General features: G+C 73.6%; 26 protein-coding genes and 1 pseudogene. 17 read left to right on the forward strand and 10 right to left on the reverse strand.

Features of this window, described 5'->3' with window-relative positions; translation table 11 throughout:
• Positions 1–58: 58 nt before the first annotated feature.
• The 5 genes from ACGF3A_RS26260 (at position 59) to ACGF3A_RS26280 (ending at position 4,157) form a co-directional block, all read left to right on the forward strand.
• Positions 59–763, forward strand: coding sequence for a class I SAM-dependent methyltransferase (locus ACGF3A_RS26260; RefSeq protein ID WP_393732778.1), 705 nt, complete (start codon positions 59–61; stop codon positions 761–763).
• Entirely contained in the window at positions 760–1,308 is a 549-nt protein-coding gene (locus tag ACGF3A_RS26265; protein ID WP_393732779.1) for a DinB family protein, read from the forward strand. Before ACGF3A_RS26260 ends, ACGF3A_RS26265 begins: the two co-directional genes overlap by 4 nt.
• Positions 1,309–1,444: 136 nt before the next feature.
• Positions 1,445–2,770, forward strand: a complete 1,326-nt coding sequence (locus tag ACGF3A_RS26270) for an FAD-binding oxidoreductase (protein ID WP_393732780.1) — start codon at positions 1,445–1,447, stop codon at positions 2,768–2,770.
• Positions 2,771–2,844: 74 nt separating this feature from the next.
• Positions 2,845–3,642, forward strand: coding sequence for a thymidylate synthase (locus ACGF3A_RS26275; protein WP_393732781.1), 798 nt, complete (start codon positions 2,845–2,847; stop codon positions 3,640–3,642).
• Positions 3,639–4,157 carry a dihydrofolate reductase gene (locus ACGF3A_RS26280; RefSeq protein WP_393732782.1) on the forward strand — a complete coding sequence of 173 codons (519 nt, stop codon included), beginning with the start codon at positions 3,639–3,641 and terminating at the stop codon, positions 4,155–4,157. Before ACGF3A_RS26275 ends, ACGF3A_RS26280 begins: the two co-directional genes overlap by 4 nt.
• A 28-nt stretch (positions 4,158–4,185) precedes the next feature.
• Here the strand turns inward: ACGF3A_RS26280 and ACGF3A_RS26285 are convergent, their stop codons facing one another.
• Positions 4,186–4,842 (reverse strand): glyoxalase, encoded by a 657-nt coding sequence (locus ACGF3A_RS26285; RefSeq protein WP_393732783.1) that lies wholly within the window; start codon positions 4,840–4,842, stop codon positions 4,186–4,188.
• Positions 4,843–4,970: 128 nt separating this feature from the next.
• Here ACGF3A_RS26285 and ACGF3A_RS26290 point away from each other — a divergent pair, with 128 nt between their 5' ends.
• Together ACGF3A_RS26290 and ACGF3A_RS26295 are read left to right on the forward strand one after the other, a co-directional pair.
• Positions 4,971–5,321 (forward strand): DUF6204 family protein, encoded by a 351-nt coding sequence (locus ACGF3A_RS26290; protein ID WP_393732784.1) that lies wholly within the window; start codon positions 4,971–4,973, stop codon positions 5,319–5,321.
• Between the two features lie 30 nt (positions 5,322–5,351).
• Positions 5,352–6,089 (forward strand): hypothetical protein, encoded by a 738-nt coding sequence (locus ACGF3A_RS26295; protein ID WP_393732785.1) that lies wholly within the window; start codon positions 5,352–5,354, stop codon positions 6,087–6,089.
• A gap of 19 nt (positions 6,090–6,108) precedes the next feature.
• Here the strand turns inward: ACGF3A_RS26295 and ACGF3A_RS26300 are convergent, their stop codons facing one another.
• Positions 6,109–6,867, reverse strand: a complete 759-nt coding sequence (locus ACGF3A_RS26300; protein ID WP_393732786.1) for an SDR family NAD(P)-dependent oxidoreductase — start codon at positions 6,865–6,867, stop codon at positions 6,109–6,111.
• Positions 6,868–7,016: 149 nt separating this feature from the next.
• On the opposite strand from ACGF3A_RS26300, the gene ACGF3A_RS26305 reads away from it, so the two are divergent.
• Positions 7,017–7,703: a TetR/AcrR family transcriptional regulator gene (locus ACGF3A_RS26305; protein ID WP_393732787.1), complete on the forward strand. Its 687-nt coding sequence runs from the start codon at positions 7,017–7,019 to the stop codon at positions 7,701–7,703.
• Here ACGF3A_RS26305 and ACGF3A_RS26310 read toward each other — a convergent pair.
• From ACGF3A_RS26310 to ACGF3A_RS26325, 4 genes and pseudogenes are all read right to left on the reverse strand, one after another.
• Positions 7,678–8,562 carry an SDR family NAD(P)-dependent oxidoreductase gene (locus ACGF3A_RS26310; RefSeq protein WP_393732789.1) on the reverse strand — a complete coding sequence of 295 codons (885 nt, stop codon included), beginning with the start codon at positions 8,560–8,562 and terminating at the stop codon, positions 7,678–7,680. The genes ACGF3A_RS26305 and ACGF3A_RS26310 overlap by 26 nt on opposite strands.
• A 216-nt stretch (positions 8,563–8,778) precedes the next feature.
• Entirely contained in the window at positions 8,779–9,519 is a 741-nt protein-coding gene (locus ACGF3A_RS26315) for an RNA polymerase sigma factor (protein WP_393732790.1), read from the reverse strand.
• Positions 9,520–9,657: 138 nt separating this feature from the next.
• Positions 9,658–9,864, reverse strand: a pseudogene (locus ACGF3A_RS26320) (YciI family protein); the annotation flags it as partial.
• 61 nt (positions 9,865–9,925) lie between these two features.
• Positions 9,926–10,372 (reverse strand): PPOX class F420-dependent oxidoreductase, encoded by a 447-nt coding sequence (locus ACGF3A_RS26325; RefSeq protein WP_393732791.1) that lies wholly within the window; start codon positions 10,370–10,372, stop codon positions 9,926–9,928.
• Positions 10,373–10,542: 170 nt separating this feature from the next.
• Here ACGF3A_RS26325 and ACGF3A_RS26330 point away from each other — a divergent pair, with 170 nt between their 5' ends.
• Positions 10,543–11,337: an SAM-dependent methyltransferase gene (locus tag ACGF3A_RS26330; RefSeq protein WP_393732792.1), complete on the forward strand. Its 795-nt coding sequence runs from the start codon at positions 10,543–10,545 to the stop codon at positions 11,335–11,337.
• 29 nt (positions 11,338–11,366) lie between these two features.
• Here ACGF3A_RS26330 and ACGF3A_RS26335 read toward each other — a convergent pair whose 3' ends face one another.
• Positions 11,367–12,344, reverse strand: a complete 978-nt coding sequence (locus tag ACGF3A_RS26335) for an alpha/beta hydrolase-fold protein (RefSeq protein ID WP_393732793.1) — start codon at positions 12,342–12,344, stop codon at positions 11,367–11,369.
• A gap of 257 nt (positions 12,345–12,601) precedes the next feature.
• On the opposite strand from ACGF3A_RS26335, the gene ACGF3A_RS26340 reads away from it, so the two are divergent.
• On the forward strand, positions 12,602–13,591 hold the full coding sequence (locus ACGF3A_RS26340) for a helix-turn-helix domain-containing protein (protein ID WP_393732794.1): 990 nt from the start codon (positions 12,602–12,604) through the stop codon (positions 13,589–13,591).
• 13 nt (positions 13,592–13,604) lie between these two features.
• Here ACGF3A_RS26340 and ACGF3A_RS26345 read toward each other — a convergent pair whose 3' ends face one another.
• Complete coding sequence (locus ACGF3A_RS26345) at positions 13,605–15,464, reverse strand: acyl-CoA dehydrogenase family protein (RefSeq protein ID WP_393732795.1); 1,860 nt, start codon at positions 15,462–15,464, stop codon at positions 13,605–13,607.
• A gap of 135 nt (positions 15,465–15,599) precedes the next feature.
• On the opposite strand from ACGF3A_RS26345, the gene ACGF3A_RS26350 reads away from it, so the two are divergent.
• From ACGF3A_RS26350 to ACGF3A_RS26375, 6 genes are all read left to right on the forward strand, one after another.
• Positions 15,600–17,393, forward strand: a complete 1,794-nt coding sequence (locus ACGF3A_RS26350; protein ID WP_393732796.1) for a fatty acyl-AMP ligase — start codon at positions 15,600–15,602, stop codon at positions 17,391–17,393.
• A gap of 58 nt (positions 17,394–17,451) precedes the next feature.
• On the forward strand, positions 17,452–17,745 hold the full coding sequence (locus tag ACGF3A_RS26355; protein ID WP_393732797.1) for an acyl carrier protein: 294 nt from the start codon (positions 17,452–17,454) through the stop codon (positions 17,743–17,745).
• Positions 17,746–17,888: 143 nt separating this feature from the next.
• Positions 17,889–18,710 carry a BTAD domain-containing putative transcriptional regulator gene (locus ACGF3A_RS26360; protein ID WP_393732798.1) on the forward strand — a complete coding sequence of 274 codons (822 nt, stop codon included), beginning with the start codon at positions 17,889–17,891 and terminating at the stop codon, positions 18,708–18,710.
• 74 nt (positions 18,711–18,784) lie between these two features.
• Positions 18,785–19,189: a nuclear transport factor 2 family protein gene (locus ACGF3A_RS26365; protein WP_393732799.1), complete on the forward strand. Its 405-nt coding sequence runs from the start codon at positions 18,785–18,787 to the stop codon at positions 19,187–19,189.
• Complete coding sequence (locus tag ACGF3A_RS26370) at positions 19,186–20,010, forward strand: SGNH/GDSL hydrolase family protein (protein WP_393732800.1); 825 nt, start codon at positions 19,186–19,188, stop codon at positions 20,008–20,010. The genes ACGF3A_RS26365 and ACGF3A_RS26370 overlap by 4 nt, the downstream gene beginning before the upstream one ends.
• The gene (locus ACGF3A_RS26375; protein WP_393732801.1) at positions 20,007–21,491 is read left to right on the forward strand and encodes an MFS transporter; all 1,485 of its coding nucleotides are present in this window, start codon (positions 20,007–20,009) and stop codon (positions 21,489–21,491) included. Before ACGF3A_RS26370 ends, ACGF3A_RS26375 begins: the two co-directional genes overlap by 4 nt.
• Before the next feature lie 12 nt (positions 21,492–21,503).
• Here ACGF3A_RS26375 and ACGF3A_RS26380 read toward each other — a convergent pair whose 3' ends face one another.
• Positions 21,504–21,938, reverse strand: coding sequence for an SRPBCC family protein (locus ACGF3A_RS26380; protein ID WP_393732802.1), 435 nt, complete (start codon positions 21,936–21,938; stop codon positions 21,504–21,506).
• A 57-nt stretch (positions 21,939–21,995) separates the two neighbouring features.
• Positions 21,996–22,931: a helix-turn-helix domain-containing protein gene (locus tag ACGF3A_RS26385; RefSeq protein ID WP_393732803.1), complete on the reverse strand. Its 936-nt coding sequence runs from the start codon at positions 22,929–22,931 to the stop codon at positions 21,996–21,998.
• Between the two features lie 42 nt (positions 22,932–22,973).
• On the opposite strand from ACGF3A_RS26385, the gene ACGF3A_RS26390 reads away from it, so the two are divergent.
• Positions 22,974–23,483 (forward strand): GNAT family N-acetyltransferase, encoded by a 510-nt coding sequence (locus ACGF3A_RS26390; RefSeq protein ID WP_393732804.1) that lies wholly within the window; start codon positions 22,974–22,976, stop codon positions 23,481–23,483.
• Positions 23,484–23,519 lie beyond the last annotated feature (36 nt).

Consider the following 23,519-nt stretch of genomic DNA (forward strand, 5'->3'; position numbering starts at 1 on the left):
CCGCCGGACCCTCCATCGGAGGGCGCCCGGCACGCCGGCCGACGAAGGGGCACCGCCCATGCACTCCACCCGACGCACCCCGCACACCCGACACCGGGCGACCACGGACGAGACGGCGCCGCCGACCGGCGGGACTCCGGCAGACGAGAGCGCCGAGCTGTTCTGGGAGCGGCACTACCGCGCGCGGCGCACCTGGGGCGTGCGCGTCAATCCGTTGCTCGCCGAGACCGTGGCGCCGCTGCGCCCCGGCGCCGCGCTCGACCTGGGGTGCGGCACCGGCGGCGACACCGTCTGGCTCGCGGAGCGGGGCTGGGACGTCACCGCCGTGGACATCTCGGCGACGGCCGTCGAGCGCGTACGGGACCGCGCCCGCGAGCTCGGGCTCGGCGAACGGGTCGCCACCGAGCGGCACGACTTGGGGGAGAGCTTCCCCAAGGGGCGGTTCGACCTCGTCTCGGCGCAGTACTTCCACACCCCGTTCCCACTGCTCCGCTCCCGTGTGCTGCGTACCGCGGCGTACGCGCTGCGCCCCGGCGGTCTGCTGCTGATCGTCGACCACGGGTCCACCGCGCCCTGGTCGTGGAACCAGGACCCCGACGTCCACCACCCGACCCCCGCCGAGACGGCCGCCACGCTCGATCTCGACCCCGCGCACTTCTCCGTGCAGCGTGCCGACATGCCGCTGCGCCGGGCCACGGGGCCCAGCGGGGAGACGGCGACGGTCGTCGACAACGTCCTGCTCGTCCAGCGAGGTGAGGCATGAGCACCGGCACCGGCACTGGCACCGGCCCCAGCCCCACCCCCAGCCCTCACACTCGGTTCCGGCCCCGTGCCCGGGACGCGGGGCCGCCGTCGAGTGAGCCCGGCGAGAAGGCCACCCTGTGCGCCTTCCTCGACTATCTGCGCGACTCGCTCGCGGGCAAGGTCGCGGGCGCGCCGGAGCCGCAGGTCCGCACGGGCGGCGTGCCCTCGGGCACCAGCCTGCTCGGGCTGCTCAAGCATCTGACGTCGGTCGAGCGGTTCTACTTCCTCGGCGAGGAGGCCGAGCGCTGGCCCGCGACCCTGCGGCCGTCCGCTGAGGACACCGTGGACGGCCTGCTCGACGCCTACCGTACGGCCGTCGAGCGGGCGAACGAGGTCATCGACGCCTGCCAGGACCTGGACCTCCCCGCCCCTCGCCCACCGCGCCGGGGCGGGCCGGGACCTTCGATGCGGTGGGTCCTGGTGCACATGATCGAGGAGACCGGCCGCCACGCGGGCCACGCCGACATCCTGCGCGAGCAGATCGACGGTTCCACGGGCCGGTGACTGTCGGGCGCGCCACGGAGGGAGCCCGGCCGAGGAGCGCAATTCTCAGGAAGCCCCACAGCACCTCCGCTTCCTACGGTGGGGACCGCAGACGAAGGAACGTCATCAAGCGTCGTCATCAGCGGAGGCAGGGCCCATGACCATCGGAGACGAGCTGCGCGCGGCGATCAAGGGCCCGGTGGTGGCCAGGGGCGAGGACGGCTTCGACGCCGCACGCCGCCCCTGGAACCTCGCCGTCGAGCAGCCGGTCGCCGCCGTCGTGGAGCCCCTGGACGCCGACGACGCCGTGGCCGCCGTACGTCACGCCGGGCGCACCGGCATCCCGCTGCTCGCCCAGCCCAGCGGGCACGGCGCGACCGGCGACGTGGCGGACGCGCTGCTCCTGCGCACCCACCGCATGGACGACGTGGTGATCGACCCGGCCCGCCGTCGTGCCCGGGTGGGCGCCGGGGCGGGCTGGGGCAAGGTCCTGGCCGCCGCGAGCCCGTACGGGCTGACGGGGCTCGCGGGGAGTTCCCCGGCGGTCGGCGTCACGGGCTACACGCTCGGCGGCGGGCTGAGCTGGTTCGGGAGGGCGCACGGCTTCGCCGCGCACGCCGTCCGCGCGCTGGACGTCGTCGACGCGACCGGCGCCACGCGGCAGGTGACGGCCGACTCGGACCCGGAGCTGTTCTGGGCCCTGCGCGGCGGCAGCGGCGAGCACGCGCTGGTCACCGCGCTGGAGTTCGACCTCGTCCCGGCCCCGGAGCTGTACGGCGGGGCGCTGCTGTGGCCCGGGGCCGCCGCTCAGGCCGTGCTCGCCACGTACCGGGAGGTCACGGCGGCCGCGCCGGACGAGCTGAGCGTCTGGTTCAGCCTCGTGCGCTTCCCGGGCGCCGAGCCGATGGTCGCCGTGCACGCCACGTATCTGGGCCCGGCCGACGAGGGCGTGGCGCTGCTGCGGCCCTTCGAGAAGACCGACGGGCGGCTCGCCGACACGCGCGGCGCGCTCTCCCCCGCCGAGCTGGGCTCGGTCACCGCCGAGCCCACCGCCCCCTCCCCCGGCATGTCCGGCGCCGAGCTGCTCACGGAGCTGACCGACGAGGTGGCGGAGGCGCTGCTGGCCCGGCCGATCGCGCCTCTCCTGAACGTTCAGCTCCGGCACCTGGGCGGCGCGTTCGCCCGCCCGCCGGGGGACGCGGGCGCGTGCGGCGCCCTCACCGCGCCGTTCCTGCTGTCCACGTACGGCAGGCTGCCCGATCCGCAGGCGGCAGCGGGCGTACGGGAGCGGCATGCGGCGCTCGCGCACGACCTGCGCCCCCATCTCACCGGCGGCAAGCCGTACACCTACCTCGGCCCGGGCGAACCGGCCTCGGCCGCCTTCCCCGCCGCCACCCTCGCGCGGCTGCGCGCTCTCAAGCGCGCACGCGATCCCGAAGGTGTCTTCCGCACCAACGCCCCCGTCCTCGGCGACCAGCGGTGAGCCCCACTGACCCCCACTGCCCCCCGCCGAGCCCCGTGGGGAACGTGCGGAGGTGGCGACTAGACTCCTCGGCTGTGGCGGACACCCAGTACGAAGATCTTTTGCGGCATGTGCTCACCTCCGGAACGCCGAAGGGCGACCGGACCGGAACCGGAACCCGGAGCATTTTCGGGCACCAGCTACGGTACGACCTCTCGCAGGGGTTTCCGCTGGTCACGACCAAGAAGGTGCACCTCAAGTCGATCGTCCACGAGCTGCTGTGGTTCCTGCGCGGCGACTCGAACGTCGGCTGGCTGCGTGAGCACGGCGTCACCATCTGGGACGAGTGGGCCGACGCGAACGGCGACCTCGGTCCCGTCTACGGCGCGCAGTGGCGCTCCTGGCCCACCCCGGACGGCAGGCACATCGACCAGATCAGCCAGGTCCTGGAGACGCTGCGGAGCGACCCGGACTCCCGGCGGATCATCGTCTCCGCCTGGAACGTCGGGGAGCTGTCGAAGATGGCCCTCGCGCCGTGCCACGCCTTCTTCCAGTTCTACGTCGCCGACGGCAGGCTCTCCTGCCAGCTCTACCAGCGCAGCGCGGACCTGTTCCTCGGCGTCCCGTTCAACATCGCGAGCTACGCCCTGCTCACGCACATGGTCGCGCAGCAGACCGGGCTGGAGCCGGGCGACTTCATCTGGACCGGCGGCGACTGCCACATCTACGACAACCACGTCGAGCAGGTGACCGAGCAGCTCACGCGCACCCCGTTCGCGTTCCCCCAGCTGCGGCTGCGCAAGGCCGACTCGCTCTTCGACTACGCCTACGCCGACGTGGAGGTGCTCGGCTACGAGCACCACCCGGCCATCAAGGCGCCGGTGGCCGTATGAACGCCGGACCGCCGACCGTCGGGCTCATCTGGGCGCAGTCCCAGGACGGGGTGATCGGCGCGGACAACGGGATCCCGTGGCACGTCCCCGAGGACATGGCCCACTTCAAGTCGACCACCCGGGGGCATCCGGTGGTGATGGGGCGCAGGACCTGGGACTCGCTCCCACCCCGGTTCCGCCCGCTGCCCGGCCGTCGCAACATCGTGGTGACCCGCGATCCGCGGTGGGCGGCCGAGGGCGCCGAGCGCGCCGGGTCCGTCGAGGCCGCGCTGGAACTCGCGGCCGAGCGGACCGACTCCGCCGGACCGTGCGAGGTGTGGGTGATCGGCGGCGGCGAGATCTACCGCACCGCCCTCGACCACGCCACCACCCTCTCCGTGACCGAGATCGACACGACGGTCAGCGGCGACACGTACGCCCCGACGCCGGACGCGACCTGGAAGGTCGCCGAGGACCACGGCTGGCAGGACTCGAAGTCCGGGCTGCGGTACCGCATTCGTACGTACGCCCGGTGAGGCACGCCGCGTCCCCGTCACCTCTCCCTCAGGACGAAGCGGGCGCGGCCAGGGACGTGGCCTCCCAGGCGAACCCGTCCGGGTCGGTGAACGACCCGGCGGAGCTGCCGAGCACGATGCGGTGCGATCCCGTGCCGTCGACGGGGACACCGGCGATCTTGGCCAGGCCCGGCCGCTTGTAGAGCGCCAGCGTGAAGGCGTCGGTGCCGGTGCCGCTCCCGCTCTTGTCGGCGGCGAACTCGACGTACTTGCCGCCGAAGCTCTTCTCCACGGCCAGCCCCTGGCCCACGTAGAACTGCTTGCTCGCCTTGACGTCCTCGACGCCGAGCAGCAGCACGAGCTGCTCGATCGTACGGGTGGCGGGGCCCGCCTCCTTCTTCGAGGAGGTCGCGAGCTTCCAGATGGTGCCGTCCGGCGCCTGTACGACACTGCCGTAGCCCCAGAGGGACTTCTCGGGGGCCTTCAGCGAGGTGGCACCGGCGGCGACGGCGGACTCGGTGAAGCTGCGGACGTCGGCCGGGCGGGGCACGGTGATCGACAGCGTGAACCCGCGGAATCCGGTCGTAGGAGCCTCGGAGGACCGGAGGCGGACCTCCTGGAGGCCCAGTCCGAAGGCCGTGTCGTGGAAGCGCTCGGCGGCCGTGGTGTCGGCCACCTCAAGGGTGACGGATGCGAGTGAGGTCATGCGGAGAACGCTAGTTCCGGGGGGTCTGCCGGTGCTTCTCCAAAACTGCCCGATGCCGCGACCGCGTCCCGGGGCCCGCCCGCGGAAACGGGTGGAGCCGGAAGGACCTCGCTCGTTACGGTCGGGGGATGAGCTCCCGTACCTTCCGCATCGTCGTCCGTGGCGTCTTCGACGGCCTGAGCGCCGACCAGCGCGCCGAACTGCTGGCCCGGGCACCGGAGCACGACGTGCTCCACGCCGCGTTCACCCCCGAGGGGCACCTCTCCTACGACCTCGCCGCGCGGTCCGCCTTCACGTTCCGCTTCCAGGATTCGGGCGAGGCCGAGGAGGACATCCTGGCGGCGACCGAGCGTGCGGAGGAGGCGGCGCGGGCGTGGCTGACCGAACGCGGCTACGGCTACAAGAACCTCCGTTCCCAGGCCGAGGACCTCTCCCAGGCCCCCTTGGGCAAGCGCCAGCGGCGCCGAGCGGCCCGCTGACCCGCGGCCCCGCGCCCTCGCGGCCCCGCCATGGTCCCCCACGTACTCACCGCCCCTGACGGCCTCACCGGACGGGCTCGGCGCTTCCTGCGTGAACACGCCTGGCTGGACGCCTTCGACGCCGCGGCGGGCCCGTCGGACGAGGAACTGCGCGACCAGCTGCGCGCGTTCTTCGGCATCACGGACGACGCGACGCTCCGTCGCCTGCGGGAGACGCAGGCCCGTTACGGCGGCCTGCGCTACCGCAGCGTCCCGCTCCGTGCGGACGTCGTCTTCGCCCCGTGGCCGGAGTACGAGGCCGAGGACGGCGAACCCATCGCCTGGTTCCTCGACCTCGCCGTCGCCCTCCCCCTCGCCGTCTGGATGCTCGCCGACGGCACCATCGCCTACTGCCAGCCGGGCCCACCCGCCCCCGGCGGCAAGGTCGTCCCGGCCTTCCCCAGCCCCGACGCGCTCATCGAATCGGACGCCCTCCACCACAACTCCACCACCTGGACCCGCGTCCCCGCCCCCACGTCCGCCTCCGCCCCGCTCACGGCCACCACGGTCCAGGCCACGGCCGACCGCCTGCGCCTTCCCCTCCTGGAGTCCGCTTCCGGCTTCACGGAACGCTGGTACGAACAGGACGGCCTCCGCCTCCACGTCTCCCACACCTTCGCCGAAATCTCCGAACGCCAGGAGGACGCGACCTGGTCCCTCTGGTCGGCCGACGCCGAAGGCCACGCGGCTGCGCGTCACTTCCTCACCCGGGCAGCGACGCCGGACTGACGGGGCGTCGCCCGGACACTCAGAGGAGGGCGCCGCCGGAGACCTCGACGCGCTGGGCGGTGACCCAGCGCAGGCCCTCGGAGGCCAGCGTGGCGATGGCGTCGCCGATCTCCTCCGGTTCGCCGACGCGGCCGAGCGCGGTCTGTCCGGCCAGGACCTGGCGCATCTCGGCGTCGTCCCGCATCGCTCCACCGTTGAAGTCGGTGGCGGTCGGCCCCGGCGCGATGGAGTTGACCCGGATGCCGCGCGGGCCGAGTTCCGCGGCGAGGGTGCGGCTCAGGGCTTCGACGGCGGCCTTCGAGGCGGAGTAGACCGAGGTGGCGGGGCTGGTGTGGCGGGTCAGTGACGTCGAGACGTTGATGACGCGGCCGCCCTGGGCCAGCAGCGGCACCAGTGACTGGGTGAGGAAGAACGTGCCCCGGACGTTGGTGCCCATCACCGTGTCGAAGTCGTCGGTCGTGACGTCCTCCAGCGGTCCGAAGATCCCGACTCCCGCGTTGTTGACCAGGATGTCGAGCCGCGAGGAACCCCAGCGCTCCAGCTGCTCGCTCAACTCGGAGGCGAAGGACGCGAATGAGGAGACGTCGCTGATGTCGAGCCGGAGAACGGCGGCCGTCCCACCCACCGCCCGCACCTGTTCCACCGTCTTCTCCGCCCCGGCCGCATCACCGCGGTGGGTGACCACGACCCGCACCCCGCGGGTGGCCAGGGCGATGGCCGCGCCGCGTCCGAGCCCGCGATTCGCACCGGTCACCAGAGCGATCCTGTCGATCGTCATGAACTGTTCCTCCACCGCGCGGCTGCCGGAATCCGTCCGGGCACCACAGTTGGGATGCGAGTCACTCGACTCGCCTTGCTCCCGCACCGTAAGCAGGGCCTCTGAGGCGAGTCAAGTGACTCGCCTCGGAACTGCGGCATACTGTCCGCATGGCAGCAGAGCTCTCCGCACACCACCGCAGGCTCGCTCAGCAGAAGCGCGAGGCGATCACCACCGCGGCCACAGAACTGTTCCTGGAGCGCGGCTACGACGGCACCTCGCTGGCCCGGATCGCCGAAGCGGCCGGGGTCTCGAAGTCGACCCTGTTCAAGCAGTTCCCCACCAAGGCGGCCCTCTTCGAGGCCATCGTCACCGAGTCCTGGCAGCGTGACGCGGGCGACGCGGACGACGCCGCCGCGCGGCCACGGACCGGAGATCTGCGCGCCGGGCTGACGACCATCGGCCACCGCTATGCCGACCTGGTCGGCCAGCCCGGCATGACGGCCCTGTTCCGGATCGTCATCGCCGAACTGCCCCGTTTCCCCGAACTGGGACGGATGCAGTTCCAGCTCGGCAAACTGCCCTACTTCACCTCCGTTCAGCAGTACTTGGAAGCCGAGCACGAGGCGGGCAACGCCGAGGTCCCGGACGCCACGAGCGCCGCGAACCAGTTCCTCGGCATGATCGCCAACTACGTCCTGTGGCCCCGCATGCTGCTGACCGACTGGGACCCCGCGGCCTCCGACATCCACGACGCCGTCGAACAGGCCGTCCAGACCATGCTGGCCAGATACGCCCCGACCCGCCGGTCCGACCGCGTCTCCAGCCGCCTCACAGCGCCACCGGCAGGTTCGTGAGGTCGGCGGTCCGGGTCCAGAGGGTGTCGCAGCGGGTGGGGTCGGTGGTGTGGGGGGCGGTGGTGACCGGGGTGCGTTTGACGTAGAAGTGGCCCGTGGTGCGGGCGGGCAGGGGCGAGGCCGCCAGCCAGGCGGGGGTGTCGGCTCCGGTGTGGGGGCCGGGGAAGAACGGGTTCAGAAGAGGGCTCAGGGACTTGAGGGCGCCCAGGGAGTCCGTGCCGATGCCGGTGTTCTTGATGATGCCGGGGTGGGCTCCGTTGACGGTGATACGGGTGTGCCGGAGGCGGCTCGCGAGGGCGTAGACGAGCATCGTGTTCATGTTCTTGGAACGGGCGTAGCAGGAGAAGGCGCCCAGGCCGGGGGCGGGGCCGCGACGGCCTGGGGCGGCTGAGGGGTTCTCCACGTCGACGGGGAAGCGCACCAGGATCTTCGGGGACGCCCCGACGACGACGAAGCGTGCGGGCCGTTCGCCTATCGGCTCGACGAGGGACCGCAGCAGGACGTACGGCGCGAGGTAGTTCGTGGCGAGCGTGCGCTGCAGGCCCTCGGAGGTGAGGTCGTCGGGCGGCGCGATGACGGCCGCGTTGCTGATCACGGTGGTGGGCGGGGGCTGCTCGCCCAGCCGTTCGGCCAGGCCGCGGACCTCGGTCAGGAGGGAGAGGTCCGCGCGTTCCGTGAGCAGCTCCGCGTGCGGGACGGCGGCGAGGATGCGGCGTCGGGCCCGGTCGAGTCGTTCGTCGCTCCGGCCCACCATGACGACGGTCGCGCCCCTGGCCGCCAGGCGGCGCGCGACCGCCTCGCCTATCCCGCCCGTCGCCCCGGTGACCACGGCCCGCTGCGGCTGATCGCCTCGCTGCATGTCGTCGACAACTCCCTCTGCTGGACAGCGTGTTGAACGAACGCCGGACGGGGCCCAGGCGTCCGCCCCCCCTGTCCGGCCCCGCCATTATGCGGAGGCGGCCCTTGCCGGGGTGCCGCGCTGGAATCCGGTTGCCGCGGTGACGGCTGCGAGACCGGCGAGGATGCCGATGCCGCGACAGCCTTTGTGCTGGTCAGAGCTCGGAAAGACGACCTATCAGATAGCGGCGTTCCGCCTCGGTCGGCGCCAGTCGCAGCGCCTCCTCGTAGGACGTCGCGGCCTCGGCGGGGCGGCCGTCCCGGCGGGGATGCCGTCGGCCATGGCGATCGCCACGGCGCGGTTGAGGTCCACCACGGGAGACGGCGCCAACCGCGTGAGCTCCGCGTAGAGGGCGGCGATCTGCGGCCAGTCGGTGTCCGCCGCGTCGGGCGCCGTGGTGTGACAGGCGGCAATCGCGGCCTGCACGTGATACGGCCCGGCGCGCCGCATGGTCAGCGCTTCGTCGAGCGTCGCGGTGCCTTCGGCGATCAGCGCGCGCTCCCACCGGGACCGGTCCTGGTTCTCCAGCGTGACCAGCACGCCGTCATCCGTACGATGCGCGCGGCGGGCCTCCAGGAGCAGCATCAGCGCCAACAGGCCGCGCGCCTCAGGTTCGGCGGTCAGGAACGCCTTGGCGATCTCCCCCGTGCTCAGCCCCGCCAGCGTCCGCAGCGTCAGCGCGACCCGGGCGGGGAACGGCAGCGCGGGTTGGCAGCACGTGAAGATCAACCGCAGCCGCTCGTCCGGAATCTCCTCGGCCGGCGGCTCGGCCGGATCCCGCTCCAGCACGGCGAGCTGCCGCAGCTTCGCCGCCCCCGTGGGCTCCCGCCGCAGCCGGTCCGTCGCCCGGTGACGTGCCGTCGTCGTCAGCCACGCGCCCGGGCGGGCCGGAGTTCCGTCACGCCCCCACGTCGCCAACGCGGCGGCGAACGCCTCCTGCGCGCAGGCCTCCCGCCAGGTCCCAGTCCCCGGTCAGCCCTATCAGCGTGGCGACCACCTGGCCCCACTCGTCGCGGTACGCCGCATCGGCCGGGGCACGGACCGCCTCCGGCACGCTCATTCCCAGACAGGCCGGACCTCACCACAACCCCGGCTCGCGTAGGGGTGCCGTGCCGCGAGCGCGAGCGCCGTGTCCAGATCGGCGCACTCGACGATGTCGACACCGCCGATGAAGTCCTTCGTCTCCGCGAACGGGCCGTCGGACACCAGCGTCTCCCCCTCACGGACGCGGACCGTCGTGGCATCCGCCACCGGACGCAGCCGCGCGCCGCCGAGAGAGGCCCCCTGCCGGGCGACCTCCGCCCCGTACGCCTGGTACGCCGGTTCAGGCGGCCGGGACCGGGCCGCCGGGGCGGAAGCGTTCGACTCCGACGATGTGCCGGACCTTCGTCGGGCGTACGACGACGGCGACGCGCTCCTCGCCCGGCATGATCCATTCGAACCGCTCGCTGCCCAGGTACTTCTGCGCCAGCCGGTCCATCCGGTCGTGCGCCTCCTGGCCCTCGATGAAGCGGGCGATCTCGCCGCTGATCTGCACGCGGTCGAAGGGGTTGGCGGCGTCCGCGTGGGAGAGGTAGACGCGGGGGTCGCGGCGGAGGTTCTCCTCCTTCACGCGGCCGACCGAGGTGTTGAAGGTCAGTTCGTTCTCGCCCTCCAGGTCCACCCACATCGGGCTGACCTGCGGCGCTCCGTCGGCGAATACGGTTCCGACGTACCAGATGAGGGGGGCGCGGAGCCGGTCGCGGACGGCTTCGTCGAAGGTGGCACTCATGCCCACGAGGCTATCAATCATGATCATCAAGGCGGACGGCGCCCCGGAGCCGCCGGTCAACTCCGTGCACGCGCACGGAAGATGATGTGGCAAGCTTTGGCCAGCCATTCGCGGCCAGCCACTCGCGGGCAGGCACGTGGTGGCGTGGCGGCAGTCGAGAGGAGCGCAGCGTGAGGCAGGACGGCTTCCGCGCCGAGGAGATTGACACCAGCAAGCCGCACCCCGCGCGGATCTACGACTATCTGCTGCGCGGCAAGGACAACTACGAGGTGGACCGGCACGCCGCCGACGAGCTGGCCGCCGTGGCGCCCGAGGTACGGATCGGCGTACGGGCCAACCGGGCGTTCCTCCAGCGCGCGGTCCGCGAGGTCGTGGACAGCGGCGTCCGCCAGATCCTCGACATCGGCACCGGGCTGCCCACCTCGCCGAACGTGCACGAGACCGCGCAGGCGATCGCGCCGGACGTGCGCGTCGCGTACGTCGACAACGACCCCATCGTGAACGCGCACGCCAGCGCGCTGCTCAGCCGTTCCGGCGGGACCCGGATCGTGCTGGGCGATCTGCGCGACCCGCGCGCGATCATGGAGCACCCGGACGTCCGCGAGATCATCGACTTCGACGAGCCGGTGGCGCTCCTCCTCGTCGCCATCCTCCACTTCCTCACCGACGAGGAGCGCCCCGAGGAGATCGTCGCGGCGCTGCGCGACGCGCTGCCCGACGGGAGCTCGCTGGTCCTCTCGCACGCCACGAGCGACTTCGCCGACCGCAGCGCGGCCCAGGCCGTCTACAACAAGGCCACCGCCAGCCTCAACCTGCGCTCCCGCGCCGAGGTCGAGCGCTTCTTCGACGGCTTCGAGCTGATCGAACCCGGACTGGTCCAGGTCCCGTTCTGGCGCCCGGACGCGCCGCCGCCCCCGCAGTCCGAGGAGATCGGCTTCTACGGGGGCGTCGCCCGCAAGCTCTAGCACCCGCGAGCGAGAGCGGACGTGTCCCGTCAGGGCTTGCGGAGGCGGTCGAGGATGCCGACGAGGTCGCCGCTGAAGAGCTTCGTGCGGAAGACGTGGCCGCCGGCCGCCTCGTGCCGCTCGTGCGGGATGCCCGCCTCGGCGAGGCGGTCGTGGAACTCCCGCTGCCCGGCGAGCACCTGGGTCTCGGTGACCCAGTCCGCCCAGTTCACCGGGTCGGGGCTGGTTCCGGCGGCGAGGAAGATCCGCTTGCCGCGGTAGCTGGGCACGTGCTCGACCGGGTTGTCGGCGCTGACCCGGTCCTCGTCCCAGCGCGGCACGCCGTAGATGCTGCCTCCGGCGAGCTCGGCAGCGGCGGAGGAGACGTTGGCCCAGTGGGTGACGAGCCCCGCGTCGCGGCGGAGGCTGGCCGGGCCCGAGTAGGAGCTGACCGAGGCGAAATGGCCGTGGTACTTGGCCGCGTACTTCAGCGCGCCGAAGCCGCCCATGGAGAAGCCCGCCACCGCACGGCCGTCGAACTCGGCGTACGTACGGAAGTTCGCGTCGATCCAGCGCAGGAGCTGCTCGATGTGGAACGTCTCCCAGTTGCGGGGGCCGGAGTTGGAGTGGACGGGGTTGCTGTACCAGCCCGCCGGGCCGCCGTCGGGCATGACGACGATGACGGGCTTGCCCGCGGTGAGGCCGCGGATGTTGATGCCCTCGTTGTCGAAGGAGCGGAAGTCCTGGCCCAGGCCGCCGCCGTGGAAGAGGTAGAGCACGGGGTAGCGGCGTCCGTCGGCGTAGCTGTCGGGGAGCAGGACGTTGACCGCCGGGTTCCAGCCGATCGCGTCGGTGGCGAAGCGGTAGTACTTCATACGGGGATCGTCCTCGCCGCGCTCGACGATCCGCAGGCCGAAGCCGTCGTCGGCCGCGTGGGCCGCCGTCGCCGAGGCCAGCACACCGGTGCCGCCGAGCAACGCCGCCGCGGAGACTCCGCCGGCCGTCTTCAGCACGCGCCGACGGGACATGTACGACTCACTCACCACAACCTCCAGGTGGGGGGGATTCGCGGGCAAGGGATGCTAGGGACGCCCCGGGCCCGGCGGTGGAGGGCTTTTCGGGCCGGGCCGAAAAGCCCTCGTGAGAAGCCCGTTGAAAGTCCCGTGCGAAGCCGCTGTGAAGGGCTCTCGCCGAAGGCTCTCGGGAAGGTCCCTCAGGAAGGGCTCGCGCGAAGGGCTCTCGCGAAGGGCTCCGTGGGTGCGGGAGCGAGACCTACCCTGGCCCGATGGCCGGGGTTCTGCGCATCCACTTCAGCGACCGCGACTTCCGGTACGTGCAGCTCGCCGGGTCCGCGGATCCGATCTGGGAGGCCATCCTCGGGCTCCATGTGCTCGCCACTCCCCCGTCGGGCCTCCCCGCGCATCTGCGCCCGTGGCGGCGGAGGGCGGCGGAGCGAGGCCAGAACGTCGAACTCCGTTCCGCCTGCCGCCTGTTGGGCGACCTCGCGCCGCCCGACGCGCCGTACTTCCCCGACTTCCTCACGCCCGTCGAGTCGGAGGAGGGCATCTCGGCCGGGCTGCGGACGCTGCGCGCGACGTCCCGTGCCCGACTCTCCCGCGAGCTGCGCGAGGCGGCCCGGCACCGTTCGCTGCCCGGGTGGACGCGGCGGCTGGCCTCCGGCGACCGGGAACTGCTCGACCGGGTCGCCGACGCGCTCCGCCACTTCCACGCCCAGCTCGTCGCCCCGGCCTGGAGCGAGGTCGAGGCGACCATCGCCGCCGACCGGGAACGGCGTACGGAGGCGATGGAGGGCGGGCTCGTGGCGGTGCTGGAGCGCCTGGGGCCCTTCGCGTGGCGGGACCCCGTGCTGACCGCGCCGTACCCGGTGGACCTCGATCTGCGGCTGCGGGGGCGGGGCATCCGGCTGATCCCGTCGTTCTTCTGCCACACCATGCCGATTGCGATCGCCGATCCCAGTCTGCCGCCGGTGGTCGTCTATCCGGTCTCCCGGCCCGCGTCGGAGCCCCGCCCGGTGGCCTCCCGCTCCGGGGACCCGCTCGCGGCCCTGCTCGGCACCGGCCGCGCCCGCGTCCTCGGCGCGCTGACCGTCACCTTCACCACGGGGTCCGTCGCCGCGCGCCTGGGGATGCCCGCGTCCACGGTCAGCGGCCACCTGAAGGTCCTGCGCGGCGCCGGGCTGGTCCACAGCGAACGGGCGGGTACGCACGTACGGCACCGGCTCACCGCCCGGGGCCGCCACCTGCTCGGCCGGTGACAAACCTCGGGGGTCACGCGTGGCGCAGGGCGGCGAGCGTGAAGGGCTCGTCGCGGTCGGCGGCGCGGAGCACCGCCTCCTCGAACTCCGCGCGCAGCTCCGCGAAGGACTCCCCCGTACTCGCACCCGTAGCCGTGCCCGCGCCGAGGCGGTCGAGGAGGCGGCGCAGGCAGAGGACCAGCCAGCCGCCGTCGGCGAACCGGCCGCCGACCGCGTCCCGGTTGTGCAGCCAGACGAGCACGCAGGACGCCATCGCGTGCAGCACGCAGTGCCGCGCCGCGGCGTCCATGGCGCGCACCGAGGCGGTGGCCTCGGGGTCGGCGGGGTCGAGGCCCCGGACCACGGCGAAGCACGCGTTCTGCTGCTCCGCGGCGGTGGCCAGCAGCACCGGCAGCGCGTCCCGTACGGCCGGGGGTACGGCGCCCTCGGGGAGCCCGGCGGCACGGGCCGCGAGCGCGGGCCAGCTCGCGGCGATCTCGTCGCGGCCCTCGGCCGCCAGCCGCAGCCGCCGGGCGTCCGGGGTCCAGGGCGGCGCCTCGCGGTGCAGCGCGAACAGCTCGCCCAGCAGCTCCTGGTCGCTCCGCGCTCCTTCCGCGCCGCCCGTGGCCGGGGGGCGGGCGATCTGCGGGAGCTGGCAGGCGATGCCGTGCAGGTTCACATGGGTCGTGCCCTCAAAGACGCTCGCGATCGCGTGGTCGCGCTGGAGCTTCTGGAAGACCCCGTCCGCCGTGCCCTCCCGGAGATAGCCCCGCGCGCCCAGCACCGACCCCATGGACGCCATGACCCCCTCGGCGAGCACCGGCACGAAGTACTTGACCACCAGCGACCACAGCGCGAGCCGTTCCGGCGCCAGGGTCAGCGCCCGCGCGACCGGCATGAGGGCGCACTCGCCGACGAGCACGTCGAGGTGCGCGTCGAGCAACTGCTCGCGGAGGACCGGGATGTCGTACGCCGTCCGCCCGTACAGCCGCCGGGTGCGCGCGTGGTCCAGCGCGATGCGTACGGCCGCGTCGACCGTGCCCAGTGACATCGCCCCGATGCCGGTGCGGGTGATCTGGAGCGCCTTGAGGAGCCGGGCCAGGCCCGTGCCGGGGTGCCCGAGGCGCGCGCCCGGGGGCACCGGGCACGCGTCGAACGCCAGCCCGCTCAGGTCGTGGCCGCGCAGTCCGACCGCGGGGGCCTGCGGATGGGGCGACCAGCGGAAGGTGTCCAGGCGCTGCTTGTCGAGGAGGAGCAGGACGGGCTTTCGCGCGTGCCCGCCCCGCTGTTCCTCCTGCGCGAGGAGGGTGACGAAGCGGGCGCGGGTGGCGTTGCCGACGGGCCACTTCGAGCCGGTCAGCAGCAGACGGTCACCGTCGCCTTGGTCGCCTCCGTCGCCTCCGTCCCCGTCCGGAACCGCCGTCGTGCCGGTCGCCCGCAGATCGCTGCCGTGGTCCACCTCGGAGACGGCACAGCACGCGAGTCCGCCCTTCAGCAGCTCGGCGGCGAGGGTGTCCCGCTGCTTCCCGCTCCCCCACAGCCAGACCGGGTTGGCGCCCAGCAGCGCGGAGCCGTACATCACCGCGAGGGTGGCGTTGCGGCGCGACAGGACGCGTGTGAGTCCGCACAGCTCCTCCAGACCGCGCAGCGCGCCCCCGTACGCCTCGGGCACCAGGTGGCGCTGGAACCCCCAGTGGCGCAGCAGCTCCACGGCACCGGCGGGGAGTTCGTCCCGCTCCTCGGCCGCGACGATGTCGGCGTACGAGAACGGCGAACCCGGCGTACGCGGATCGCCCAGAAAACGGTCGAGCCCCTCGGCGCGACGGTCGGCGGCGAAGGGGGATTCGGAACGCGGCGGCGCTGCGGTTCGAGTGGTGATTCCGGTGTCAGCCATACGGGGAAGAATAGAGCCGGAAACGGGTGCGGGAACGGCGGCAAAGGCGGGCGTTCAGCGGCCTGTTGGCGTCGCTTTGGCGGGACGACGGCCCTTTCTTGGCGCCCCTTCGGAAGGCGCGGATACGGTTCTGGAATGGACAACCCCGACACGGAAACATTCATCGAAATTCTCCGGTCGCAGGCGGCTTCCCACCCCGGGACCGAGGCGTACGCCTTCGTCGCGGAGGCGCGGGGCGGGGAGACCACCGACAGGGAGACGTACGGCGGTCTCGACCGTGGCGCGCGGGAGGTCGCCGCGCGCCTCGCGGCCGTCGGCGCCTCCGGGGGCGGGCGCGTGCTGCTGCTCTTCCCGAGCGGCCTGAACTTCATCCGGGCCTTCGTCGGCTGTCTCTACGCCGCGTCGGTCGCCGTACCGGCGCCGCTTCCCGGGCATACGCGCGCGCAGCAGGAGCGTGTCTCCGGGATCCTGCGGGACGCCGCGCCCTCGGCCGTGCTCACGGACGCGGCCGGGCTCACCTCCGTCACCGCGTGGCTCAAGGAGAGCGGCCACGGCGCGCTGCCCGTGCTGGCCGTCGACGGGAAGGCCCCTGCGGTGCCGCCCGTCTCCCTCTCCCTGCCGGAGGTCACGCGGGACACCCTGGCCTTTCTCCAGTACACCTCGGGATCGACGGGCGACCCGAAGGGAGTGAGGGTCACCCACGGAAATCTGACGGCGAATCTCCGGCTCATTCGCGACACTCTCGGAATGCCCCCGGGAATGCGTTTCTGTGGCTGGCTCCCCGCCATTCACGACCTGGGGCTGATCGGCCAGATCCTGGCGATGGCGTATGTCGGAGGAAGCTCGCTGATCATGCCGCCCGGGGAATTCCTCCGACGCCCTTGGCGGTGGCTCCAGTTGCTCTCCGAACACCGGGCGGGCGTCTCGGCGGCACCCGACTTCGCCTATGCCCTGTGCGCCAGAACCGTCACGGACGAACAGCTCGCCACGCTCGACCTCTCCTCCTGGGAGATCGCGCTGAACGGCTCCGAGCCCGTGCGCCCCCGGACGCTCGCCGCCTTCGCCGACCGGTTCGCCGCGGCAGGGTTCGCGCCGACGGCGCTCGCTCCCGCGTACGGGCTCGCCGAGGCCACGCTCCTGGTCACGGGGAAGCCCCGGGGCACCGCGCCGGTCGTCGCCACGCTCGACGGCCTCGGTACGCGCGTCAGCAGCGGTCCGGTCCCGGGCCGGGCCCCGGCGGCCGACCGCACCGGCACCTCCGAGGACTCCGGCGCCTCCGAGGCGCACGAGGTCGTGATCGTCGATCCCGAGACCTCGGTGCCGCTGCCCGAGGGGCAGGTCGGCGAGATCTGGCTGCGCGGCCCGAGCGTCGCCGCGGGCTACTGGGGCCGCGAGGAGGAGTCCCGGCGGGTGTTCCGCGCCGCGCTGCGGCTGCCGGGCGGCGAGGAGACCGGCGAGGCAGCCGCGGCGCGCGGCTATCTGCGCACGGGCGACCTGGGAACGGTGCGCCGGGGTGAACTCTTCGTCACCGGGCGGCTCAAGGACGTCATCATCGCGCGCGGACGCAATCTGTACCCGAACGACCTGGAGGCCGCTGTCGGCGATCTCGACGCGCAGCTCCGGGGAACCGCCGTCTTCACGGCCGCCGCCGACCCGGAGCGGATCGTCGTCGTCCAGGAGGTCGCGCGGTCCGGAAGCCTCACGCGGGACGCCGCCGCCGCGCTCGTCGCCCGTATCCAGGCCGAGCTGGTGCGCGAGTACGGAATCCCCGTGCCGGAGGTCGTGCTCACGCGCCCCGGAGCGGTCCGCAGGACGACCAGCGGCAAGGTCCGCCGCGCGTGGATGCGGCAGCTCCACGAGCGGGGCGCGCTCCGCCCGCTGCACGAGCCGGGACGACTGGAGGCGTCTCCCGCGCCCGCCGCCCGCTGAGCGGCAGCACCCTTCGCACCCACCCACCGGTAGACAGCAGGAGAGGACACCCGCACACATGAGCAACGCCGTCGACCCCGCCGCCCTGACCGCCCGCGCCGAGCAGCGGGACATGGACGAGCTGCGCCGCTGGCTCACCGCCCGTATCGCCTTCTACCTGGACATCGATGCCGGATCCATCGACCCCGACACCGACCTCGCCTCCTACGGCCTGGACTCCGTCTACGCGCTCAGCGTCGTCAGCGACATGCAGGACCGGCTGGGACAGGACGTGGACGAGACCGCCGTCCGCCGCTGCGGAGACGTCAACGGGCTCGCCCGCTACATGCGGTCGCTGACGGACGGGCGCTGACCCCGAGCCGTACGCCCGTTTCGCCCGATTCATCCGGCTCGTGGATCCTGCACGCCAACCGGTGCCCACCGCACTGGCAGCGGCCCTCCGCCACCCGGGAGCGTAGACGGAACGGAAGAACGGCCGAACGGGGGGAAGTGAAGGTGTACTTCGAAGCACTGGGCACGGTGGAGGTCCGCGCGGAACGGGACGGCGAACCCCGTACGCCCCGGCCGCTGAAGATCCGCGCGCTGCTGGCACTCCTGCTCCTGCGCGAGGGCCACGTGGTGACCTCCGCGCGGCTCGTCGAGGAGCTGTGGAGCGCCGAGCCGCCGCCGACGGCGCGCGCCGCGCTGCAGGGGTACGTCGCCAAGCTGCGGCGGCACCTCGCGGCCGTCGCGGAGGACGGCTCGGATCCCGTACGCACCCACCCGGGCGGCTACCGGCTCGATCTGACGGGCCACCGGCTCGACGCGCGCCGCTTCCGCGAGCTGTGCGGCCTCGCGCGCGACGCGGAGGCCGACGGCGACCCGCGCGCCGCCTCCGGCCTCCTGGCCGAGGCCGAGGGGCTGTGGCGGGGCGCGGCGCTCGCCGACGTATGCGGCACCGCGCACCTGGCACGGGCCGCCGCGCAGCTCGACGAGGCACGGACGGCGGCGCGCGCCCGGTGGTTCCGGCTGGAACTGGCGCTCGGCAGGCACACCGAGATCGTCGGGCAGCTCACCGAGCTGATCGGGGAGAACCCGCTCCACGAGCGCCTCCACGGCGAGCTGATGACCGCGCTGTACCTGAGCGGGCGTACGGCCGAGGCGCTGATGACCTACCGCAGGCTGCACCGTCTCCTCGCCGAGGAGCTGGGGATGGAGCCCGGCGAGGACCTCAAGCTCCTGCACGCCGCGATCCTCACGCGCGACCCGGCGCTGGGCCGCGCGTACCCGCTGGAGCGCCGTGCGCCGGCGCCGCGCCCGCTGGACCGCGCCTCGTGACCGGCGAGCCCGGCGTGACCGGCGTGACCGGCGTGGGCGCGAGGCCCGCACGCCCCCACCTCTGGAGGAATCCGATGCACGACCCCGACGCCTTCCGCAGGGCCGCCGAGGCCCGCGACACCGGCGCACTGCGCGCGGCGCTGGCGCCCGGCGTGGTCTTCAACAGCCCCGTCATGACGGGCCCGTACGAGGGCCGCGAGGCCGTGGCCGAGCGGCTGCGCGCCGTCGGCGAGGTCTTCGAGGACCTGCGCTACACCGACGAGCTGGACTCCTGGTCCGCCGCCGCGCGGCTCCGCTCCCGCGCGCTCCTCTTCGAGGCACGCGCGAGCGACAAGGCGCTCCAGGGCATGGACGTACTGCGGTTCGACAGGTCCGGCCTGGTCGCCGAACTCACCGTGCTCGTACGCCCGTTGCCCGCCGCCATGACCCTCGCCCGCCTCGTGGGCGCGCGGCTCACCACGGACGGGGTGACGCCGTGAGGAGTCTCTCCCCGCGTGCCGTGCGGCTCGCCACGCCACTGCTCCTCCCGCTCCTCGCCCACCAGGGCCGCAAGGTCCAGCGCGACATGCCCCGCCTGCCGCGCGCGACGGGGACGACGGGTACCTCGGATACGTCGGGCGCGGCGGACGAGGAGCCCCTGCGCCTGCTGGTGCTCGGCGACTCCATCGCCGCGAGCGTCGGCGCCACGCACAACTCCCAGGGTCTCGCCGGGCAGTTGGCGGACGAGGTGGCCCGGCTCGCTGCACGCCCCGTCGCCTGGCGGGTGCTGGCCCGCCCCGGCGCGACGGCGGAATGGGCGACCCGGCGCCTCGCGCCGGACGCGGGCGCCGGAGAGGAGCCGCCGGACCTCGTCGTCGTCTCCGTCGGCGTCAACGACCTCCTGGCGTTCCGTACGCCCACCCGCTGGCGGAACGGCGTACGCGCCCTCGCCCACGCGATCCGTACGGCCGTCGCGGGCCCCGGCGGGCCCGGGGAACCCGGCGAGGTGCTTCCGCTCGTGTTCGTGGGGCTGCCGCCCGTCGGGCGGTTGCCCGCGTTGCCGCAGCCGTTGCGGGCCGCGCTCGGGGCGCGTGGCGTGCGGCTCGATCGGGAGCTGGCGCGGGTCGCCCGTGAACTCGGCGCGCACCATGTGCCGGGCCCCGCACTCCCCGACGACGGCGAGGGCGATGGAGATGGCGACGGCATCCTCGCCGAGGACCGGTTCCATCCCACCGAGCGCGGCTACGGCCTCCTCGTCCGCGAACTGGCCCCGGTTGTCGCCGCGCACACGCCGGACGCGGCCCGTACGGGCGTTTCATGAGGGCGGACCGGGCGCCCGTTCCGCCGCTGCCGCCGCCGTGGACGGCCGCGCCGCCTCCCCCGCCGCTGCCGCCGCCGTGGACCGCGCCCGCGCCGCGCCGTGTCGGGGTTCCGGCTGCGATCGCGCTGGTCGGCACGTTCGTCGCCTTCCTCGACGCGACGATCGTGAACATCGCGGTGCCGGACATCGTGCGCTCGTTCCCCGCCGCGCGCCTCAGCACCGTCTCGTGGGTGCTGAACGCGTACAACGTCGTCTTCGCGGCGTTCCTGGTCCCCGCGGGCTCCGCGGCCGACCGGTGGGGCGTGCGGCGGGCGTTCCTGGTGGGGCTCGCGCTGTTCACGGCCGCGTCCGCCGCGTGCGGGCTCGCGCCGTCGATCGGGTTCCTGATCGGCGCGCGGCTGGCGCAGGCCGCCGGTTCGGCGCTGCTCGTACCGGCCTCGCTGGCCGTGCTGCTGCCGCTGTTCCCGCGCGAGCGGCGTACGGTCGCGGTCACCCTCTTCAGCGCGGTGGCCGCGGTCGCCTCCGGGATCGGGCCGTCCATCGGCGGGGCGCTGCTCGACCTGGCGGGGTGGGAGCTGGCCTTCTGGGTGAACGTGCCGATCGGCGTCGCGGCGCTCGCCGTCGCCTTCTCCCGCGTGCCCAGGACGCCGCCGCCGCGTACGGGCGGCGCCCCGGACCTCGCGGGCGCCGCCGGTGCGGCCGCCACGGTCGGGACGCTGGCCCTGGCGATCGTCCAGGGGCCCGAGTGGGGGTGGGCGGACGCGCGGGTCCTCGGGCTGTTCGGGGCCACCGCGGCGCTGCTCGCCGGGGTGGTGCGCCGTACGGCCCGGCACCCGTCGCCGGTCGTCGACCCGGCGCTGCTGAGGCGGCCCGTGCCCGCCCGCGCCAACCTCGTCAGCCTCCTCTTCGCCACCGCGTTCTTCGCGAACGTGCTGTGCAACGTCCTCTTCCTGACGGGCGTATGGCACTACGGCATGCTGCGCGCGGGCTTCGCGGTGACGCCCGCGCCGCTCGCGGCGGCGGTCACGTCCGTACCGGCGGGGAGGCTCGCGGACCGCTTCGGGCCCCGTAGCGTCGTCCTGCCCGGCGCGGTGTGCTTCGCCGTCGGCTGCGCGCTCTACGCCACGGTGCTCGGCGGCGAGCCCGCCTTCGCCACCCGCTGGCTGCCGGTCGCGCTGCTCACCGGCGTCGGCATCGGGCTGGTCCTGCCGGTCCTCTCGGGGGCCGCGCTGACCGGCATCCCCGCCGAACGGTTCGCCACGGCGAGCGGGATCAACTCGGCCGCCCGCCAGATCGGCGCGGTCCTGGGGACCTCGCTGCTGGTCGCCGTGACGGGGACGCCGACGGGGGCCGAGGAGGCGCACAGGGCGTACGAGCGGGGCTGGTGGGCGGCCGTGTGCCTGGCGGCGCTGAGCGCCCTGTGCGCGACGGCCCTGCGGGACGGACGGCGCCCCCGCGATACGGCGGGGGAGGTCGGCTAGCTCTCTGGCTCTCTAGCTCTTGGCCGCGTAGGCGGCGAGGCCGACGGCCATCCGCCCCATGAAGCGCGTCAGGTACCAGCGCCACAGGGGGCCCGTGAGGGGCAGTTTGGGCTCGAAGACCCCGGTCCAGGTGATGTCGGTGCCGCCCTCGGGCGTCTCGGCGAGCGCGACGGTGCCCCGGTACGAGCGGAACATGTCGCCCACGTTCTCGTAGACGAACAGGCGGTCGGCGACCAGCTCGACGATGCGCTCCCGGGCCTCGCCCTTGCCGGTACGGAAGATCCGCGTGTCGCCGACCTGTTGAGGCTCCGCCGGGTCGCCGTCGCCGTCGAGCCCGGCGGAGTCGATCGGCGACCAGGACGGCCAGGTCGCGGCGCGGAGGAGCGTGGAGTAGACGGCTTCGGGGCGGGCTTGCGAGCGTGCGGTGACGGCGTAGCTGTACGGCATGCCGCCACGCTAGGACGGGCGGCCGGGGTACGGGGATGCGCGGAATTGCCCTGCCGTCTACGAGATCTTGCGGTACGTGGACGGGCGTACGCCCACGTGGGCCAGGAACGTGGCGGACAGGCTGCCGGGGCTGGAGAAACCGCAGCGGTCGGCGATCCGCGCGACGGTGAGGTCCGTGTCCGCGAGGAGCCGCCGTGCGCGCTCGACGCGCAGCCCGGTCAGATAGCGGTGCGGCGTCTCACCGGTCGCCTCGCGGAAGACGCGGATGAAGTGGTAGACGCTCAGGTGCGCCTCGGCGGCGATGTCCGCGAGCGTCAGCGGATCGGCGAGCCGGTCCCGCATGAGCGCGATGCCCCGGCGGACGGCGTCGGGCTCGGCTCCGGGGAGACGGGGGTCCGGGGCCCGGCCCCGTGTCAGCAGGTGGGTGACGAGGAAGGCGGCGGCCGACTCCGCGTACAGGTCGTCGGTGGCCGCGGCGGCGGGGAGCGCGCGGACGATCTGTTCGACGACCGGATCCCCGGCGGCCAGGGCGCTGTTCAGCGCCTCGAAGTCGAGGCCGGGTCCGGGGCCGGGGCCGGAACCGCGGCCGGTGCCGGGGCCGGGGCCGGAACCGCCCAGTTCGGCGGCGATCCGCTCGACCGTGGCCCGTGGGACGTGCACCTGGACGCTCCGCATCGGGGACGTCGCGCGGTAGCTGCGCTCGGTGGCCTGGCCGGGGAGCATCAGCTCCAGACGGCCCGGGGCCCAGCGCCGCCGTACCGCCCGCCCGCCGTCGCGCACCCGCATCTCCGCGTCTCCGCCGGTGCACAGCACGAGGTGGAGGTCGGCCACTCCCGGCAGCGGAACGGAGTCCGCCTCCCCGGCGTGGCCGAAGCACTGCACGAGCAGGGACCGCCACCCGGAGTCGTGCCAGCTGCAGTAGGTACGCCGCACGAGACCGGTCGTCTCGACATCCGCGTACGGCGCCAGGTCGAAGTCGGGCGAATCGAACACGCCGCCACCCTACGTCCGTTCGCGGGCCGCTACCGTGGCCGCATGTCCCGCACGCCCGCCCTCACCCTGTCACCGCTCCGCTTCACCGGCGAGGAGATCGCCGGGGTGGTCGCCCTGTACGCGAGCAATCCCGCGTACGGGCGCGCGTCCGGCGAGTACGACCCCGAGGACGTACGCGCCGACCGGATCGAGGCCGAGCTGCGGGAGGACGCGGCGGCCGAGGAGTGCGAGATCCTCCTCGCGCGCGACACGGAGGACCGGGTGGTGGGGATCGTCTCCCTGCTCCACAAACACCCCCGCAACGGTCACCCGTGGATCGGGCTGCTGATGGTGCACGGCGCGCACGGGCGGCAGGGCAATGGGCGGGCGCTGGCCGCCCTCGTCGAGGACCGCTACCGCGCCGCGGGCCGGTCGGGCATCGGCCTGGCGGTGCTGGAGAACAACCCCTCGGCTCTGGCGTTCTGGACCGCGCTGGGCTGGAAAGAGGTGGACCGCCGCCCGGACGTGCAGTACGGCAGGCCGTGCGTCGTGCTGCACAAGGCTCTGGTCTGACGCGCCCGGCGCGTCGGGTGGGGGCGGGGGCCGCTC

Origin of the sequence: Streptomyces sp. NPDC048172 (assembly GCF_043202595.1) — a bacterium.
Lineage (GTDB): Bacteria > Actinomycetota > Actinomycetes > Streptomycetales > Streptomycetaceae > Streptomyces.